Here is a 15,502-nt window from a genome sequence, read left to right as displayed (position 1 = left end):
GTCATGACCGACTTGCGCGATCCCGCCATTCGCGTCGTTGCCATGCCGGCCGACGCCAATGCCTATGGCGACATCTTCGGAGGCTGGCTGCTGAGCCTGATGGACAACGCCGCCGGCCTCGTCGCCGCGCGCCGCTCCAAGGGCCGGGCCGTGACCGTCGCGCTCGACGGCATGGTCTTCCACCAGCCGGTCAAAGTCGGCGACGAAGTCACTGTTTACGCAGACATCGAACGCGTCGGCCGCACCAGCATGACCATCGCCGTCGAAGCCTGGCGCCGCGAACGCCACCGCGAAGAGCCGATCAAGGTCACCGAGGCGAAGTTCACTTTCGTCGCCGTGGATGAGGACGGACAGCCCCGGGCTGTGGACTCGAATGACTCCTGAGGCGCCGCACCCAATCCCCTATCCCCTTGCGGGAGAGGAAGGGGCCCGCGCCGAAGGCGTGGGAAGGAGAGGGGTCGGCCGCGCAGCGGCTGCTTGCGGCCCGCCCGGCGCAGCGGCGGCTTCGCCGCCGACCCCTCTCCCAACCCTCTCCCGCAAGGGGAGAGGGCCGAAAGACTTGCTCCCACTCGCGAAGCGCATGCGCCATGAACCGACGGACGCGGAGCGGAAGCTCTGGTCCATCCTCCGTGCGAAGCGGCTCGCAGGATGGAAGTTCAAGCGCCAGGAGCAGATCGACCGCTACATCGTGGATTTCGTTTGCTTCGGAGCGCGGCTGATCGTGGAAGCCGACGGCTCGCAGCACGCCGAAAACACGGCGGATGCACATCGCGACGCCTACTTGTCCGGCCAGGGATTTCGTGTCCTGCGCTTCTGGAACAACGAAATCCTGACCAACCCCGATGGGGTTGCGACCGCAATCCTGGCTGCGCTCACCGAGAGCGAAGACACAGCCGAGAACTCCTCCCCCCTTGCGGGGGAGGAAGGGGCCCGCGCCGAAGGCGTGGGAAGGAGAGGGGTCGGCCGCGCAGCGGCCGCCAGCCTCCCGCCCGGCGCAGCGGCGGCTTCGCCGCCGACCCCTCTCCCCGACCCTCTCCCGCAAGGGGAGAGGGAGGCTGTAGACGACAACTCCCGATCCTCCTCCCGTGCGGAGCTTGGAGAGGGGGCAGCGGAGTAGATCATGAGCAGTGCATATGACGTCATCGTTCTCGGATCGGGTCCCGGCGGCTATGTCGCCGCGATCCGTGCGGCCCAGTTGGGGCTGAAGACCGCGATCGTGGAGCGCGAGCTGCTCGGCGGGATCTGCCTCAACTGGGGCTGCATCCCGACGAAGGCCCTGCTGCGCTCGGCCGAGATCTTCCACTACATGCGGCACGCCGGCGACTACGGCCTCAAGGCCAAGGAGATAGAGGCCGATCTTGAAGCTGTCGTGAAGCGCAGCCGCGGCGTCGCCAAGCAGCTCAACCAGGGCGTCACGCACCTGATGAAGAAGAACAAGATCGCCGTGCACATGGGCGAGGGCAAGGTGACCGCCCCCGGCAAGCTGGAAGTGAAGGGTGAGAAGGGCACCGAAACCCTCGCTGCCAAGCACATCGTCGTTGCCGCCGGCGCGCGGGCGCGGGACCTGCCGTTCGCTCCGGCCGACGGCAAGCGCGTGTGGACCTATCGCCACGCGATGACTCCGGCGGAAATGCCGACCAGGCTGCTGGTCATCGGATCGGGCGCGATCGGGATCGAATTCGCCAGCTTCTACAACGACATGGGCGCGGAAGTTACCGTCGTCGAGATGCTCGACCGCATCGTTCCGGTCGAAGATGCCGACGTCTCCGCCTTCCTCGAGAAGTCGCTTACAAAGCAGGGCATTACGATCAAGACTGGCGCCGGGGTCGAGGAGCTGAAGGTTTCCGACAAGGGCATCTCGGCGAAGATCAAGGCGAAGGACGGCAAAGTCGAAAGCGGCGAGTTCAGCCACGTGATCGTCGCCATCGGCATCGTGCCGAACACCGAGAGCATCGGCGTCGAGAAACTGGTGGAGCTCGATCGCGGGTTCATCCAGATCGATCCTTACGGCCGCACCAAGACCAAGGGCTTGTGGGCGATCGGCGATTGCACGCCCGGCCCGTGGCTGGCGCACAAGGCCAGCCATGAAGGCGTCACCACCGCCGAGGCGATCGCGCAGGAACTGGGCAACAAAGACGTCCACCCGCATCCGCTCGACCGCAACAACATCCCGGGCTGCACTTACTGCCACCCGCAAGTCGCCAGCGTCGGCCTGACCGAGGCAAAGGCGAAGGAAGCGGGTTACGAGGTCAAGGCCGGCACGTTCCCGTTCATCGGCAACGGCAAGGCCATCGCACTGGGCGAGGCGGAAGGCTTCGTGAAGACGGTGTTCGACGCGAAGACCGGCGAGCTGCTCGGCGCACACATGGTCGGCGCCGAGGTGACCGAGCTGATCCAGGGCTACACCGTCGGTAAGACGCTCGAGACCACCGAGGCGGAGCTGATGCAGACGGTCTTCCCGCATCCAACGCTCAGCGAGATGATGCACGAAAGCGTGCTCGCCGCCTATGGCCGCGCGCTGCATATCTGACCTGCGGTAAACCGTTCATCGTATTTGCTTTTTAGCGCCGGAACCGGGCGCCTCCCTGCCGTGTTGTGAAGGCAGGGAGCTTAGGCGATGGAATACGAGATCGAAGACGAGGACCGGCTGTTCGACCCGAGCACCAATCCTAGCCTCGCGCACCGCCACCTGCGATCCCCGCAGTCCCGGCCGGCGCGCACCGTCGGCTATGCCGACTCCCGCGAAGCCCGCCGCGTCCAGAAGGCTGTGCTGATCCCCGAAGAGGAACAGCAGCCCGCATAGGGCTCGGCCTTCGGTTGTACCCCAGCGGGGGGGGTGGCTCGCTCCGACCCAAGCACGATCATCTCGAAGCTTCGGATCCGCCAGCCGCATCACGCCGCGAGTGCGATTGCACGGGCTCTAGAGGCCAGCCGGATGTCCTTGCCGATGCGCTTCCTGCCATCGGTTCGCCGCACATTGCGCTCGCATTAACCATACTCACCAGGCTGCCGCGAAGCCGTTCATGTAGCAGCAAGGCCGATCTGAGGACGCAGCGTTCGCGTACCGGTGCAGGATCCGCCGGCGCGAATTTCTGGAGGGGCATTTCAGCTTCTGACAGCCGGATGCACCATCGCCAGGGGGCGGCCGCTAGGGCCGTGATGGACGGACGGCTGATAGAGTTTCGAGGAGTGAAGCAGTGAGCGTCGTTTTCAATCATTCAAAGGCCGTGTTCATGGTCGCTCTGCTGGCGGCAGCCGGCACGGCAGCACAAGCGCAGGATTCGTCCGAAGGACGGGTCCTGACCACGGTCTATGGCTCCGGCTCGACCCAGGTTGCGGCAGAGATGACCGAAGGCCCGGAGATCGAAGGTATCATCTCTGCACGCAACGGCGACCGCTTGCAGGTCACCGGCGCCGACGGCAGCAACACGGTCATCGCCGTGGACGGCAACACCAAGATCAAGTCGAGCGGCGGCTTCCTGGGCCTCGACCGTGACAAGCTTAGCGCGGCCTCGCTGCTCAACGGCCTCCCGGTCCGGGTGGAAACCATGCAGGGAAGCGGCGGCCTGGTCGCCAGCAAGATCGACCTGAAGAGCAAGGATCTCGCGACCGCGACGATGATCCGCAACGGCACCGAACAGCGCTTCACGGAGCACGGCACGGCGATCACCCAGAACGCTGCGGCGACGGAAGCTCTGCGCGGCCGCATGGGTGATATCGATCAGTACAATGTGAAGCACACGACAAACGTGAACTTCGACATCGACAAGGCGGTGCTCTCGGCACAGGCGAAGAACGAACTCTGCTCCACGGCCGCCACGGCCGAGGGCATGGACAACGCCCTGCTGCTCGTCGTCGGTTACACCGATTCCACCGGGGACCTGGAGTACAACCAGCAACTCAGCGAAAAGCGCGCCGGCCGCGTGGTCAACCATCTCCAGCAGGCCTGCGGGTGGAAGCCCTACCGCATGCTGACGCCCACCGGGATGGCCGAAGCCGATCCGCTCGCGAGCAACGACACCGCCGAAGGCAAAGCCCAGAACCGCCGCGTCGCGGTCAGCATTCTGGTCAGCAAGGGCCTCGACGGTATCTAGGATGCGCCGGGGTGGGCCACGCCCACCCCGGCACCGATACGGGACGATCTCTGAGCGCCGCATGGCGGACAGGGTGGGATTCGAACCCACGGTGGGCTTGCACCCACGGCGGTTTTCAAGACCGCTGCCTTAAACCACTCGGCCACCTGTCCGTGCGCCTCCGCTAGCTTCGTTTTGCGCGCTTGTCACTGATCTCCCTCGTGACTCTTTCCCGGCATTGTCATAGACAAAGTCAAAGACGTATTTCTCCAGGGAAGGGGTTCGCATGACGAAGTTCGCAGTCGCCAAGGCGGCAATCGCAACCATGGCAGCGGCAGGGGCGGTCATGGCCGCAGCGCCGGCCGCGGCGCAGGGTTGCACCCGCGAGACGCTGCAGGGGGTCGCCGACAGCTATGGCAAGGCCCAGGCCGAAGGATCGGTCTTCAACCTGCCGATCGGCGAGTGGCTCGATTACCGCGAGAACATGAAGATGTCCTCCAGCGCCAGCGGCGTGATCTCCCAGCCGATGGAGTTCGCCTGGAAGCTCGAGCTGCTCGACACCGGCAACTGCCGCGTGTTCGTGGAGGGCGTGGTGCTGGAGCCCAAGCCCTACGTTCTCGCGACGCAGCTCAACTTCGGCTACTTCGGCGTCGGCCAGATGAACACCGTCGTCACCGACGAGGGCGACTGGCTGTTCGATGCCGCCAAGACCTACGAGTACGCCCGCCGCGAGAACTGGGACACGATCCCGGAAGACCGCCGCAACACCCGCGAGGAGCTGCTCGCCGCCGCCAACGCCTACCTCGACCTGTTCAAGGACAAGTCGGTCCAGGTGCCGTGGGGCACGCCCTGCGCGCGCCTCGAAGGCGGGATCTACACCGGCAAGGGCACGCCGGAGGACACCTGCAACGTCGGCGTTCCCGAAGGCGTGGACCTGGCCGAGCGCGAGTACATCGTCGACGAGACCAAAGGCGCGGTCGCGGTCATGCTGCGCTTCGGCGGCCCTAAGGGCCGGCCCGACGCGCACACCTTCCGCATCGAGGACGGCAAGATCCGCTACGTCCACACGGTCACCAACTGCGGCGACGAGGTGAACTGCGGGTTCCCGCCGCTGGCGGAAATGCTCAAGAAAAACCCGGAGATGCAGCCCGTTCTTAAAAACTGACCGAGCGGGTCCCGGGGGGGACAGAGGGAGAGAGAACGATGACCAGAGGCAAGATCGCCGCCATCCTTGGCGGCGCGGCGATGCTCGCGGTGGCGAGCCCGGCTGCGGCGCAAGCGTCCTGCAGCCGGGAGATGCTGCAACAGATGGCCGACAAGTACGTCCAGGCGCAGGAAGAAGGGCTGCCGCTGCGCCTGCCGATGGGCAACTGGATGGTCTACCGCGAGAACTTCAAGCTCTCGACGATGTCGCAGGGCGTCATCTCCACCGCGCTGCCGATCTCCTGGCATCGCGCCCTGCTCGACACCGCGCAATGCCGCGTGTTCCTTGAAATGGTCTCCCACGAGGCCGAGACCCCGCGCGTGATCGCGGTCCAGTTCGGCGTTCGCGGCGACAGCGCCAACAACATCGACGCGATCGTCACCGATGCCGACGACTGGCTGTTCGATGCGGCAAAAACGTACGAATACGCCCGCCGCGAGGACTGGTCCGAGATCCCGCCCGCCAGGCGCAACACCCGCGAGGAGCTGATCGCCGCGGCCGATGCCTACCTCGACCTGTTCAGCGACAAGTCGGTTCAGGTCCCCTGGGGCACCCCGTGCGCCCGGCTGGAAGGCAGCGCCTACACCGCCAAGGGCACGCCGGAGGACAGCTGCAACGTCGGCGTGCCGGAGAACATCGCGATGAAGGACCGCAGCTACGTCGTCGACGAGACGATCGGCGCGGTCGCGGTCTTCCTCAAGATGGGGCCCAAGGAACGGCCGGACAGCCACCTGTTCCGCATCGAGGACGGCAAGCTGCGCTTCATCCACACCGTCACCGATTGCGGCGATGAAGTGAACTGCGGCTTCGGCCCGTTCAAGGAAATGCTCGCAAGAAACCCCGGCATCCATCCCGAAATCAAGGAATAAGGCGGCCCCCGACGAGTCCCGGCCCGCGGCAGCGCCCGCTCGTCGCACAACGGCGAGCGGGGGATTCCCACCGGGCCGCGAGCGTGCGATGGTCGCCCCATGCGATTCAGCCTGCGTCTCCTCACCCTCGCCGCCATCTCCAGCCTCGCCATCGGCAGTCCCGCGCCGGCGCAGGACATGCCGTTCCACACCTACCTGCAGCAGGTCGCGGCCAAGGCGCGCGCGCAGGGGGTCAGCGAAGGCGCGATCAACGCGGTAATCGGCGGGCTGCAGCCAAACAACCGCGTGCTGGAGCTCGACCGCGACAACGTCAGCTCCGGCGGCGCCAGCAGCGGCTTTCCGCCACTTGCGCCCTACATACGCACGCACAACAGCGACGCGCGCATCTCGGCCGGCCGGCGGGTCTACCGGCAAATCCTGCCGCTCGCGGCCGAGGTCCAGCGCCGGTATGGCGTTCCGCCGGAGATCATCCTGGCGATCTGGGGCCACGAAACCGCATACGGAGCGGTGAAGGGCGGCTTCGACCTGCCGCGCTCGCTGGCGACGCTGGCGTGGGAAGGCCGCCGGCGCAACCTGTTCGAAACCGAGCTGATCGGCACGATGAAGATGGTCGACCGCGGCGTGCCGCGCTCGCGCCTCGTCGGCAGCTGGGCCGGGGCCTTCGGCAACCCGCAGTTCCTGCCGAGCGTCTACCTCCGCCTTGCCGTCGATGGCGACGGCGACGGCCAGCGCGACATCTGGAACAGCGAGGCCGACACGCTCCATTCGATCGGCAACTACTTCCGCGACGCCGGCTGGCGGCCGGGGCAGCCCTGGGGCGTGCGCGCCTTTGTCCCCAACAGCGTCAACCGCGCGGCGATCGGGACCGCGCTGAACGCCCCGGTCTGCCCCCGCGTGCACGTGCGGCACAGTCGCTGGAAGACGGTCCGCGAATGGCGCGCGCTCGGCGTGACCCCGCAGGGGCCGATCGGCGATGACGTCATGGCTGCGCTGTTCGAACCGGACGGTCCTTCCGCGCCGGGCTATCTCTTAACCCAGAATTATAGGGTCATCCTCGAATACAACTGCTCGAACTACTACGCGATGAGTGTGGGGTTGCTTGCAGATGAGATTACCCGTTGAAACGTTCACCGGCCCCGCGCGCGGCTTAGCGCTGGCCCTGCTCCTGCCCGCCGTGCTGGCGGGCTGCGCCGCCGGCGGTTCCGCCGCGCTGGACGCCGGGCCGCTCGAACTGACCGGTCCGGCCGCCGATTACCCGGTCGTCGTCGGCGAGCCCTATCGCGTGGGCGATAGGCTCTACACTCCGCTGGACGCCTTCAACTATGACGAGACCGGCCTTGCCGCCGCCGACGGCGGACAGGGCGTCTCCGCCTCGCACCACACCCTGCCGCTGCCCAGCTACGCCGAAGTCACCTCGCTGGAGAGCGGACGCACGATCCTGGTCCGCGTCGAACGGCGCGGGCCGATGGACGGCCATGCCCTGATCGCGCTCGCCCCCGCGGCGCTCGAGCAGCTCGGCGCCGCCGCCGGGGCCCCGGTCCGCGTGCGCCGGGTCAATCCGCCGGAGGAAGACCGCGCCTTCCTGCGCGCCGGCCGCGCGGCCCCGCTGCGGATGGACACGCCCGAAGCGCTGCTCACCGTGCTCCGGCGCAAGCTCGCGCCGGGCGGTGGCGCTTTGCCCAGGCCGTCGGCAGCGCCCGCCGCGCTGGCGAAAGTCGAACTCCCGCCCAGCACCGCTGCCGCAATCCCGCCGGCGCCCGCCCCCGTCGTCAGCCCCGAACCAATCCGACGGGTCGATACTCCAAAGCCGCCCAAGCCGCCCGAAACCCCGCCGCCCGCCACCACGCCGAACGGGGCCTACGTCGTCCAGGCCGTGGCCCTCAGCTCGCGCGAACGGGCCCAGGCCGTCGCCGGCGTGATCGGCGGCACGGTCAGCCAGGCCGGCAAGCTCTACCGGGTCCGCACAGGGCCGTTCGCCACCCGCGCGCAGGCCCAAGCCTCGCTCGCAAAGGTGCGGGCCGCGGGTTATAGCCAGGCACGAATCTTCACGAACAGCTGATCGGGCGGCATCCTGCTGCCCTGGTGGCAGGAGCGGGCTTGAAACGGGTTATCGGTATCGTCGCATGTCTTGCGGTCCTGGCCACGGCCGGCGCAGCAGCGCCGCCCGCGGTCGATCGGGAGCAACGCGGCCGACCGGTAGCGCCGGTCGATCCGGAGATCCCGGTCGCGCTGCTGGTCGACCTCTCGACCGGGCAGACGCTGTTCGCCCGCGAGCCGGACCGGCGCTTCATCCCGGCCTCCGTCACCAAAGTCATGACGATTTACACCGCCTTCGACCTGGTCGGCCGCGGGAAGCTCGCCCTCGACCAGGAAATCGTGATCGACCAGCAGCTGGAGGATGAATGGGGCGGGGAGGGCTCGACTCTGTTCCTCGAAGCGGGGGACCGCGTGACCGTCGGCCAGCTTCTGCTCGGCATCAGCACCGTCTCCGCCAACGATGCCAGCATCGCCCTGGCTCGCGCCGCGGCAGGTTCGGTCGAAGGCTGGCTGGAGCTGATGAATCAGAACGCGCTCAAGCTGGGCATGCGGGACAGCCACTTCGGCACGCCCAATGGCTGGCCGGACGAAGGCCGCACGTACACCAGCGCCCGCGACCTCGCGCGCCTCGCCGAAGCGCTCACGATGCGCTTCCCGGCGCTCTACAAGCGCTATTTCGGCCACCGAGGCCTGACCTACAACGGCATCGCGCAGAACAACCACGATCCGCTCACCGGCGTCGTCGAAGGCGGCGACGGGATCAAGACCGGGTACACCCGCCAGGCCGGCTACACGTTCGTCGGCTCGGCCGCGCGCGACGGCCGGCGTCTCGCGCTGGTCATCGCCGCCGCACCCACCGCCAACATGCGCAACCAGTCGGCACGGCGGCTCGTGGAATGGGGCTTCACCAACTTCGGCAGCCGGCAACTGCTTCCCGCCGACACTTACGTCGGGGAGGCGATGGTGCAGGACGGTTCGCAAACCAGCGTGGCGCTGCATACCGAAGGCGCAGTCTTCGCCAATCTCCCGCGCGGCGGGGAGGCCGGCGCGGAGCTGAGCCTGCGCTATCGCGGACCGATCGAAGCTCCCATCGCAAAGGGTGCGCGCGTGGCCACCTTGCGCGTGGCGATCCCCGGGCAGGAGCCGCACGACGTTCCGCTGGTCGCCGCCGAGGACATCGGCGAGGCGAACGCCCTGCACCGCCTGCGCAACGGGCTGGCGGGGCTGTTCCGGTGACGGAGCCTGCGCATCGTGGCCGCTTCATCGCTTTCGAAGGCGGGGAGGGGGCGGGCAAGTCCACCCAGTCGCGCCTGCTCGCCGCGGAACTGCAGCGCCGGGGGCTGGAAGTCGTCATCACCCGCGAACCCGGCGGTACCGAGGGCGCGGAGGCGATCCGCGCGCTCGTGCTCGATCCGAACGGCCCCGGCTGGGGCTCCGAAGCAGAAGCTCTGCTGTTCGCCGCCGCGCGGGCCGACCACGTCGCCAGGCTGATCCGCCCGGCGCTGGAACGCGGCGCCTGGGTCGTGTGCGACCGCTATCTCGATTCGAGCCGCGCCTACCAGGGCGGAGGCGGGGGCGTGGACGACGCCGACCTGCTCGCGCTGCACCGGTTCGGCTCCGGCGGGCTGCTGCCTGACCTGACCCTGCTGATGGAAGTCCCCGACGCGGAACTCGCCACTCGTCTCGCCCGCCGCGACGGCGGGGAGAGCGACCGCATCGGCGGCCGGGAAGAGGCATTCCACCGCCGCGTGCGCGAGGCTTTCCGGCACATTGCCGATGCCGAGCCAAGCCGGTTCGCCCGGATTGACGGCTCCGGCACCGCACAGGAAACGCACGGCGCGATCCTCGCCGCGCTCGCTTCTCTGCTCGGGGATCCGCAATGATCTATGCCGGGCACGAGGAACCCTGGCGGCAATGGCGCGCCGCACTCGCGGGCGAGCGCATGCACCACGCCTGGCTGCTCTCCGGCCGCCGCGGGATCGGCAAGGCAGCCTTCGCTATGGAGGCGGCGCGCGAGCTCGTCGGAGGACCGGCCACCGGCAACCACGCCGACATCGTCGTGCTGAGCCACTTGCCGAAGGACGACAAGGAAGAGGCCAAGCGCGACGAAGGAAAGCCCTTCGAAACCAAGCGCAACATCTCCATCGCGCAGATCCGCGCGATGCAGCAGAAGCTGACCACCCGGCCCACCCTGGGCGATCGGCGCGCGGTGATCATCGATCCGGCCGACGATCTGGAGAGCAGCGCTTCGAACGCGCTCCTCAAGAGCCTGGAGGAGCCGCCGCAGGGCACATTCTTCCTGCTGGTGGCCCACCGCATCGGCCGGCTCCTGCCCACGATCCGCTCGCGTTGCCGCGTCCTGCGCTTCCCGCAGCTGGAGGACAAGCAGATCGACGCGATCCTTCGCCGGGAGGCTCCGCAAAGCGACGCCCAGCCCCGCGCCGCCGCCATCGCCGCCTCCGGCGGGTCGCCGGGCACGGCGCTCGATTTCCTCGGCCTCGGCCTGGGGGAACTTCACACGCTGATGGAGGAACTGGTCCGCGTCGGCGATCCGGACTTCACTCGCCGCGGCGCCCTGGCCGAAGCGATCGGCGCGCGGCCCGACCGCCAGCGCCAGCTTGCAGCGATCGATCTCGCCCGCTCGGTCGTCACCAACGCTATGCGCGATGTCGAGCGGCCGGCGATCCCGGCCCTGGCGGAGGCGCACGACGAATTGTGCCGCCTCGCCGCCCAGGCGCCGACCTACAATTTCGATCCCGGGCTGCTGGTCATGGAAATCGGCAGCTTGCTCGCCACGCTCGGCGATCCTAGGGGTCACCCCCATGGCTGAGCCTTATTATATCACCACCGCGATCCACTATCCCAACGGCAAGCCGCATATCGGCCATGCCTACGAGACCGTCGCCGCCGACGTCGCCGCGCGCTTCCAGCGCCTGCGCGGCCGCGAAGTGCGATTCCAGACCGGCACCGACGAGCACGGCCTGAAGATGGCCCAGAAGGCCCGCGACCTTGGGACAACGCCGCGCGAGTTGGCCGACGAGATGTCGGGGCATTTCCGCACCTTGTTCGATCGTCTGAACATCTCCTACGATCGCTTCTTCCGCACTACGGAAGAGGTTCACCACCGCGCCAGCCAGGCGATCTGGCGGGCGATGGAAGCGAACGGAGATCTCTACCTCGATCGCTACGAAGGCTGGTACTCGGTCCGCGACGAAGCTTATTACGACGAGAGCGAGCTGGTGAAGGGGGAAGGGGGCGAGAAGCTTTCCCCGCAGGGCACGCCGGTCGAATGGACGGTCGAGGAGAGCTGGTTCTTCCGCCTGTCGAAGTACCAGGAGCCGCTCCTGGCACTTTACCGCGACAACCCCGAATTCGTCCGCCCGGCGGGCAAGATGAACGAAGTGCGCAGCTTCGTTGAAGGCGGCCTGCGCGATCTCTCCGTCAGCCGGACCAGCTTCGACTGGGGCGTGAAAGTGCCCGGCGCCGACGATCACGTGATGTACGTCTGGGTCGATGCGCTGACCAACTACCTCACCGGGCTCGGCTACCCTGACGATACCGAGGAGTTCCGGACCTTCTGGCCGGCCAGCGTCCACCTGATCGGCAAGGACATCGTCCGGTTCCACGCGGTCTACTGGCCGGCTTTCCTGATGAGCGCCGGTATCGCGCTGCCGAAGGAAGTCTTCGCCCATGGATTCCTGCTCAATCGCGGGCAGAAGGAATCGAAGTCGCTCGGCAACGTCACCGATCCGCACGAGCTCGCCGACCGGTTCGGCGTCGATGCCTTGCGCTATTTCCTGCTGCGTGAGTTCACATTCGGGCAGGATGGCAGCTATTCGGCGGAAGCCATTGTAAACCGCGCGAATTCCGAACTGGCGAACAGCTTCGGCAATCTTGCCCAGCGGGTCCTCAGCTTCATCGCCAAGAACTGCGGCGGCGGCTTCACGCCCGAAGCGCCTGTCGCGGATGCGGACGCGGCGCTCACCGATCGCGTGCGGCAGGCCTGTGCCGTCGAGCTTCCGGCCGCCTTCGAGAAACTCGCATTCGCGCAAGGTCTCGAGGCCTGGATGCAGGCCGTGTTCGCCTGCAATGCCTATGTCGACGAGCAGGCCCCCTGGGCCCTGCGCAAGACCGATCCCCAGCGGATGGAGCGCGTCCTGGCGACGCTCTACGGCTGCATCCGCGATCTTGCGATTGCAGTTTCTCCCGTAATTCCAGATGCTTCAGCCAAAATCCTCGACGCGATGTGCATCGATGAGGGCGCCCGCAGCTTCGCCGCGCTGGCGGCCGGCGCTCCCTTCCAGGCGGTCCGTGTCGACAATCCCAAGCCCGTCTTCCCGCGCCTCGAAATGCCAGAGACCGAGCCGGCCTGATGCTCATCGATAGCCACTGTCATCTCGAATACGACGGTCTCGCCGAAGACCAGTCCGGCGTCCTGAACCGCGCACGGGCGGCGGGGGTAGGGGGCTTCCTCAACATCTCAACCCGCCAGACCGAATGGGCCCGCGTCGTCGCCACTGCCGAGCGCGAGCCGGACGTCTGGGCCAGCATCGGCATCCACCCGCACGAGGCGGACCAGCACGCCGATTTCGGCGAAGCGGCACTGCTCGAAGCCGCGCAGCACCCCAAAGTCATCGGCATTGGCGAAACCGGCCTCGACTACTACTACGACAAGTCCGACCGCCAAGTGCAGCAGGCTCTCTTCCGCACCCACATCCGCGCCGCGCGCCGAACACAACTTCCTATCATCATCCACACGCGCGAAGCTGAAGAAGATACCGCCTCGATCCTTGAAGATGAAATGAAGCAGGGCACGTTCCCCGCTCTGATCCACTGCTTCACCGCCTCCGCAGACTTCGGCCGCCGTGTCCTCGAGCTAGGCCTGTCGATTTCAATCTCCGGCATCGTCACCTTCAAGAACGCCAAGGACCTCCAGGCATTCGCCGCGGAGATCCCCGCAGACCGCATCCTGGTCGAAACCGACAGCCCATTCCTCGCACCTGTCCCGCATCGCGGAAAACCGTGCGAACCCGCCTTCGTCACCGACACCGCCGCCTTTGTTGCCGACTTACGCGGCGAATCTCCCGACACTCTCGCGGAAAACACCACCCGCAACTTCCGCTCACTGTTCACCAAGGCAGTATTGTGAAACTCCTCGTTCTCGGCTGCGGGACCTCGACCGGCGTTCCCCGCATCGGCAACGACTGGGGTGAGTGCGATCCGAACGAGCCGAAGAACCGCCGCTCGCGGGTCTCGATCATCGTCGAAAGCGCGGCCGGAGCGCGGATCCTGGTCGATACCTCGACCGACCTGCGGCACCAACTCCTGGCCAACAATATCGCCGCGGTGGACGCAGTCTTCTGGACCCACGATCATGCCGACCACTGCCACGGCATAGACGATCTGCGCCCGATGCGCTTCGGCCGTGCAGGGCCTCTGCCGGGGTTCGCATCGGAAGACACGCTCCGGCGGCTAAAGCAGCGCTTCGGCTATGTCTTCGCCGGCATGTACGGCTATCCGACGATCGTTCAGCTCGAGAGCCTCGAACGGGTCAAGATCGTCTCCGGGTTCTCCGTAGCCTCGTGCGAGATGCCGCACGGGCAGATGAACAGCACCGCCTTTCGCTTCGAAGCAGACGGCAAGTCCATCGGCTATGCCACTGACTTTAATACGATCACCGATGAAATGGTCGCGCTGTTCGAAGGCCTCGACATCCTCGTCACGGATTGCCTTCGCCGTGAGAGCCACCCAACGCACGCCAGCCTTGCCATGGCGCTGGAGTTCGGCGAGCGGACCGGAGCACGCACGACCGTGCTGACGCATCTCGACAAGAGCATGGACTACGCGACGCTTTCGGCCGAAATCCCGGACAACGTCCTGGTCGGCTACGACGGAATGCAGATCGATCTGCGATAGCTGCGATGTGGGTCTCGCTCGTCTCGCTGCTCGGTTTCCTGATCCTGGCCATCGCCGCGCTACGCGCTCACCGGCTCGATGCGCGCAGAGCGGTGGTTTATGTGCTCGCGTGGGGCGCGATCTTCCTTGCAGTGGCAGCTGCGTTCGGCGCGCTCGCATAAAGACGCCGCACCCTCACATTTTACATAATACATATTATCATCGCTGGTGACTTGTCTGGGTGCAAGGGCTCACCCTCTCCACGGCACGCCGGAATGGCAGAACTTTCCCAGGCACCCGAACACCGTCACGTGGCTAAGCGATCGGCTCGCTCGCTACCATGAACGCACGCTCGATATCCGCCATGGGAATGGCGTCGGCAGCGAATCCGAACGTTCCACACTCGAGGACTTCCTGCGCCGCCTGCACGAGAGCTCCATATGCGCGCCGCGCGAACGCACTGCCGACACTCACCCGAGCGACGCCCAGGTCGGACAGTTCCTCCAGGCTGAGATCGGAGCCGACCAGGCCCATAACCACATTCACCGGCCGATCGACAGCGCCGACCACGGCGCGTATCTGCTCGGCGGTGGCCAGGCCGGGAGCATAGAGAACGTCGGCGCCGGCGTCCTGGTAGGCCTGCAAGCGCCGTACCGTATCCTGCAGATCGGGTCGCCCATGCAGGAAATTCTCGGCCCGTGCGACCAGTTGAAATGGCACACCGGATCGGCGAACCGCCTCCGCCGCGGCCTGGATCTTCGCCCTCGCCCGCTCCAAGTCGTAGATCGGACCGCCCGTGGAATATGTCGCGTCCTCGATCGAAGCACCGGCGAGGCCGATAGCGATCGCCCGCTCAATGCACCGGGCCGCTGCCTCGGGCGTATGCCCAAAGCCGTTCTCCAGATCGGCGCTGACCGGAAGATGAGTGGCAGCTACGATGTCCGCCGCGTTCGCGAAGATCGCCTCCTCGCCAGGCGCGCCGTTCGGCTCTCCCCGCGAGAACGCGAGCCCCGCCCCCGACGTAGCCAGCGCTGGAAAGCCGGCTGCGGTCAGAAGCCGAGCTGACCCTCTGTCCCACGCATTACCGATGGCGAACGTAACGCCACTCTCATGAAGGGCCTTCAGCTGCAGGGCTTTGGCAAGCTGATCGTCGCGCATTCGATAGCTCCGGCAAAGCGCAGGATGAGCGTGAGCTCATCCGACAGCGACGTGGGCAATCACCTTTTCAGACCTAGGCGATCGATGTGCGACGTGTCGAGCACGCACCTCGTGGGCCTGATCCGCGCCAACGCGTTCAGCCCCGCGGCGTGAGCGGCGGGGTTGTTGTGTCTATTGTGGATGGTTTTTTGGTGGTTGCGGGGGTTGGATTTGAACCAACGACCTTCAGGTTATGAGCCTGACGAGCTACCGGACTGCTCCACCCC

17 protein-coding genes and 1 tRNA gene are annotated in these 15,502 nt (G+C 66.7%); 16 read left to right on the top strand and 2 right to left on the bottom strand.

Translation table 11 applies throughout. The features are described 5' to 3' along the window. The first annotated feature begins 3 nt into the window (after positions 1-3). The 5 genes from GRI75_RS14090 (at position 4) to GRI75_RS14070 (ending at position 4,094) form a co-directional block, all read left to right on the top strand. Positions 4-384: an acyl-CoA thioesterase gene (locus tag GRI75_RS14090; protein ID WP_160747643.1), complete on the top strand. Its 381-nt coding sequence runs from the start codon at positions 4-6 to the stop codon at positions 382-384. Further along, positions 341-1,117, top strand: a complete 777-nt coding sequence (locus GRI75_RS14085; RefSeq protein WP_328597994.1) for an endonuclease domain-containing protein — start codon at positions 341-343, stop codon at positions 1,115-1,117. Before GRI75_RS14090 ends, GRI75_RS14085 begins: the two co-directional genes overlap by 44 nt. A gap of 3 nt (positions 1,118-1,120) precedes the next feature. Further along, positions 1,121-2,530, top strand: a complete 1,410-nt coding sequence (gene lpdA / locus GRI75_RS14080; protein WP_160747641.1) for a dihydrolipoyl dehydrogenase — start codon at positions 1,121-1,123, stop codon at positions 2,528-2,530. Positions 2,531-2,617: 87 nt separating this feature from the next. Then, entirely contained in the window at positions 2,618-2,803 is a 186-nt protein-coding gene (locus tag GRI75_RS14075) for a hypothetical protein (RefSeq protein ID WP_160747640.1), read from the top strand. A 394-nt stretch (positions 2,804-3,197) separates the two neighbouring features. Continuing rightward, positions 3,198-4,094 (top strand): OmpA family protein, encoded by an 897-nt coding sequence (locus tag GRI75_RS14070; protein ID WP_160747639.1) that lies wholly within the window; start codon positions 3,198-3,200, stop codon positions 4,092-4,094. 62 nt (positions 4,095-4,156) lie between these two features. Here GRI75_RS14070 and GRI75_RS14065 read toward each other — a convergent pair. Beyond that, a tRNA-Ser gene (locus tag GRI75_RS14065) sits at positions 4,157-4,246 on the bottom strand. A 113-nt stretch (positions 4,247-4,359) separates the two neighbouring features. Between GRI75_RS14065 and GRI75_RS14060 the strand changes: the two genes are divergently transcribed. The 11 genes from GRI75_RS14060 (at position 4,360) to GRI75_RS14010 (ending at position 14,260) form a co-directional block, all read left to right on the top strand. Further along, the gene (locus GRI75_RS14060) at positions 4,360-5,238 is read left to right on the top strand and encodes a hypothetical protein (protein ID WP_160747638.1); all 879 of its coding nucleotides are present in this window, start codon (positions 4,360-4,362) and stop codon (positions 5,236-5,238) included. 38 nt (positions 5,239-5,276) lie between these two features. Beyond that, entirely contained in the window at positions 5,277-6,146 is an 870-nt protein-coding gene (locus GRI75_RS14055; RefSeq protein WP_160747637.1) for a hypothetical protein, read from the top strand. 99 nt (positions 6,147-6,245) lie between these two features. Next, positions 6,246-7,268, top strand: coding sequence for a lytic murein transglycosylase (locus GRI75_RS14050; protein ID WP_160747636.1), 1,023 nt, complete (start codon positions 6,246-6,248; stop codon positions 7,266-7,268). Further along, positions 7,252-8,205 carry an SPOR domain-containing protein gene (locus tag GRI75_RS14045; protein ID WP_160747635.1) on the top strand — a complete coding sequence of 318 codons (954 nt, stop codon included), beginning with the start codon at positions 7,252-7,254 and terminating at the stop codon, positions 8,203-8,205. Before GRI75_RS14050 ends, GRI75_RS14045 begins: the two co-directional genes overlap by 17 nt. A gap of 38 nt (positions 8,206-8,243) precedes the next feature. Next, complete coding sequence (locus GRI75_RS14040; protein ID WP_235911634.1) at positions 8,244-9,419, top strand: D-alanyl-D-alanine carboxypeptidase family protein; 1,176 nt, start codon at positions 8,244-8,246, stop codon at positions 9,417-9,419. Then, complete coding sequence (gene tmk / locus GRI75_RS14035; protein WP_160747634.1) at positions 9,416-10,066, top strand: dTMP kinase; 651 nt, start codon at positions 9,416-9,418, stop codon at positions 10,064-10,066. Before GRI75_RS14040 ends, tmk begins: the two co-directional genes overlap by 4 nt. Continuing rightward, positions 10,063-11,013, top strand: coding sequence for a DNA polymerase III subunit delta' (locus tag GRI75_RS14030; protein WP_160747633.1), 951 nt, complete (start codon positions 10,063-10,065; stop codon positions 11,011-11,013). Before tmk ends, GRI75_RS14030 begins: the two co-directional genes overlap by 4 nt. Further along, positions 11,006-12,556 (top strand): methionine--tRNA ligase, encoded by a 1,551-nt coding sequence (gene metG / locus GRI75_RS14025; RefSeq protein ID WP_160747632.1) that lies wholly within the window; start codon positions 11,006-11,008, stop codon positions 12,554-12,556. The genes GRI75_RS14030 and metG overlap by 8 nt, the downstream gene beginning before the upstream one ends. Further along, a complete protein-coding gene (locus GRI75_RS14020) occupies positions 12,556-13,332 on the top strand; it encodes a TatD family hydrolase (RefSeq protein WP_160747631.1) in 777 nt (258 codons plus the stop codon). The genes metG and GRI75_RS14020 overlap by 1 nt, the downstream gene beginning before the upstream one ends. Then, positions 13,329-14,099, top strand: a complete 771-nt coding sequence (locus GRI75_RS14015; protein WP_160747630.1) for an MBL fold metallo-hydrolase — start codon at positions 13,329-13,331, stop codon at positions 14,097-14,099. Before GRI75_RS14020 ends, GRI75_RS14015 begins: the two co-directional genes overlap by 4 nt. Positions 14,100-14,104: 5 nt before the next feature. Continuing rightward, positions 14,105-14,260 (top strand): hypothetical protein, encoded by a 156-nt coding sequence (locus GRI75_RS14010; protein WP_160747629.1) that lies wholly within the window; start codon positions 14,105-14,107, stop codon positions 14,258-14,260. A gap of 133 nt (positions 14,261-14,393) precedes the next feature. On the opposite strand, the gene GRI75_RS14005 is transcribed toward GRI75_RS14010, so the two are convergent. Further along, on the bottom strand, positions 14,394-15,236 hold the full coding sequence (locus tag GRI75_RS14005) for an isocitrate lyase/PEP mutase family protein (protein ID WP_160747628.1): 843 nt from the start codon (positions 15,234-15,236) through the stop codon (positions 14,394-14,396). Between the last annotated feature and the right edge of the window lie 266 nt (positions 15,237-15,502).

It is taken from the genome of Croceibacterium soli, from assembly GCF_009828065.1.
In the GTDB taxonomy this organism is placed as follows: Bacteria; Pseudomonadota; Alphaproteobacteria; order Sphingomonadales; family Sphingomonadaceae; genus Croceibacterium_B; species Croceibacterium_B soli.
The sequence above is the reverse complement of the archived record's forward strand: the minus strand, read 5'-3'. Positions and strand labels throughout refer to the sequence as shown.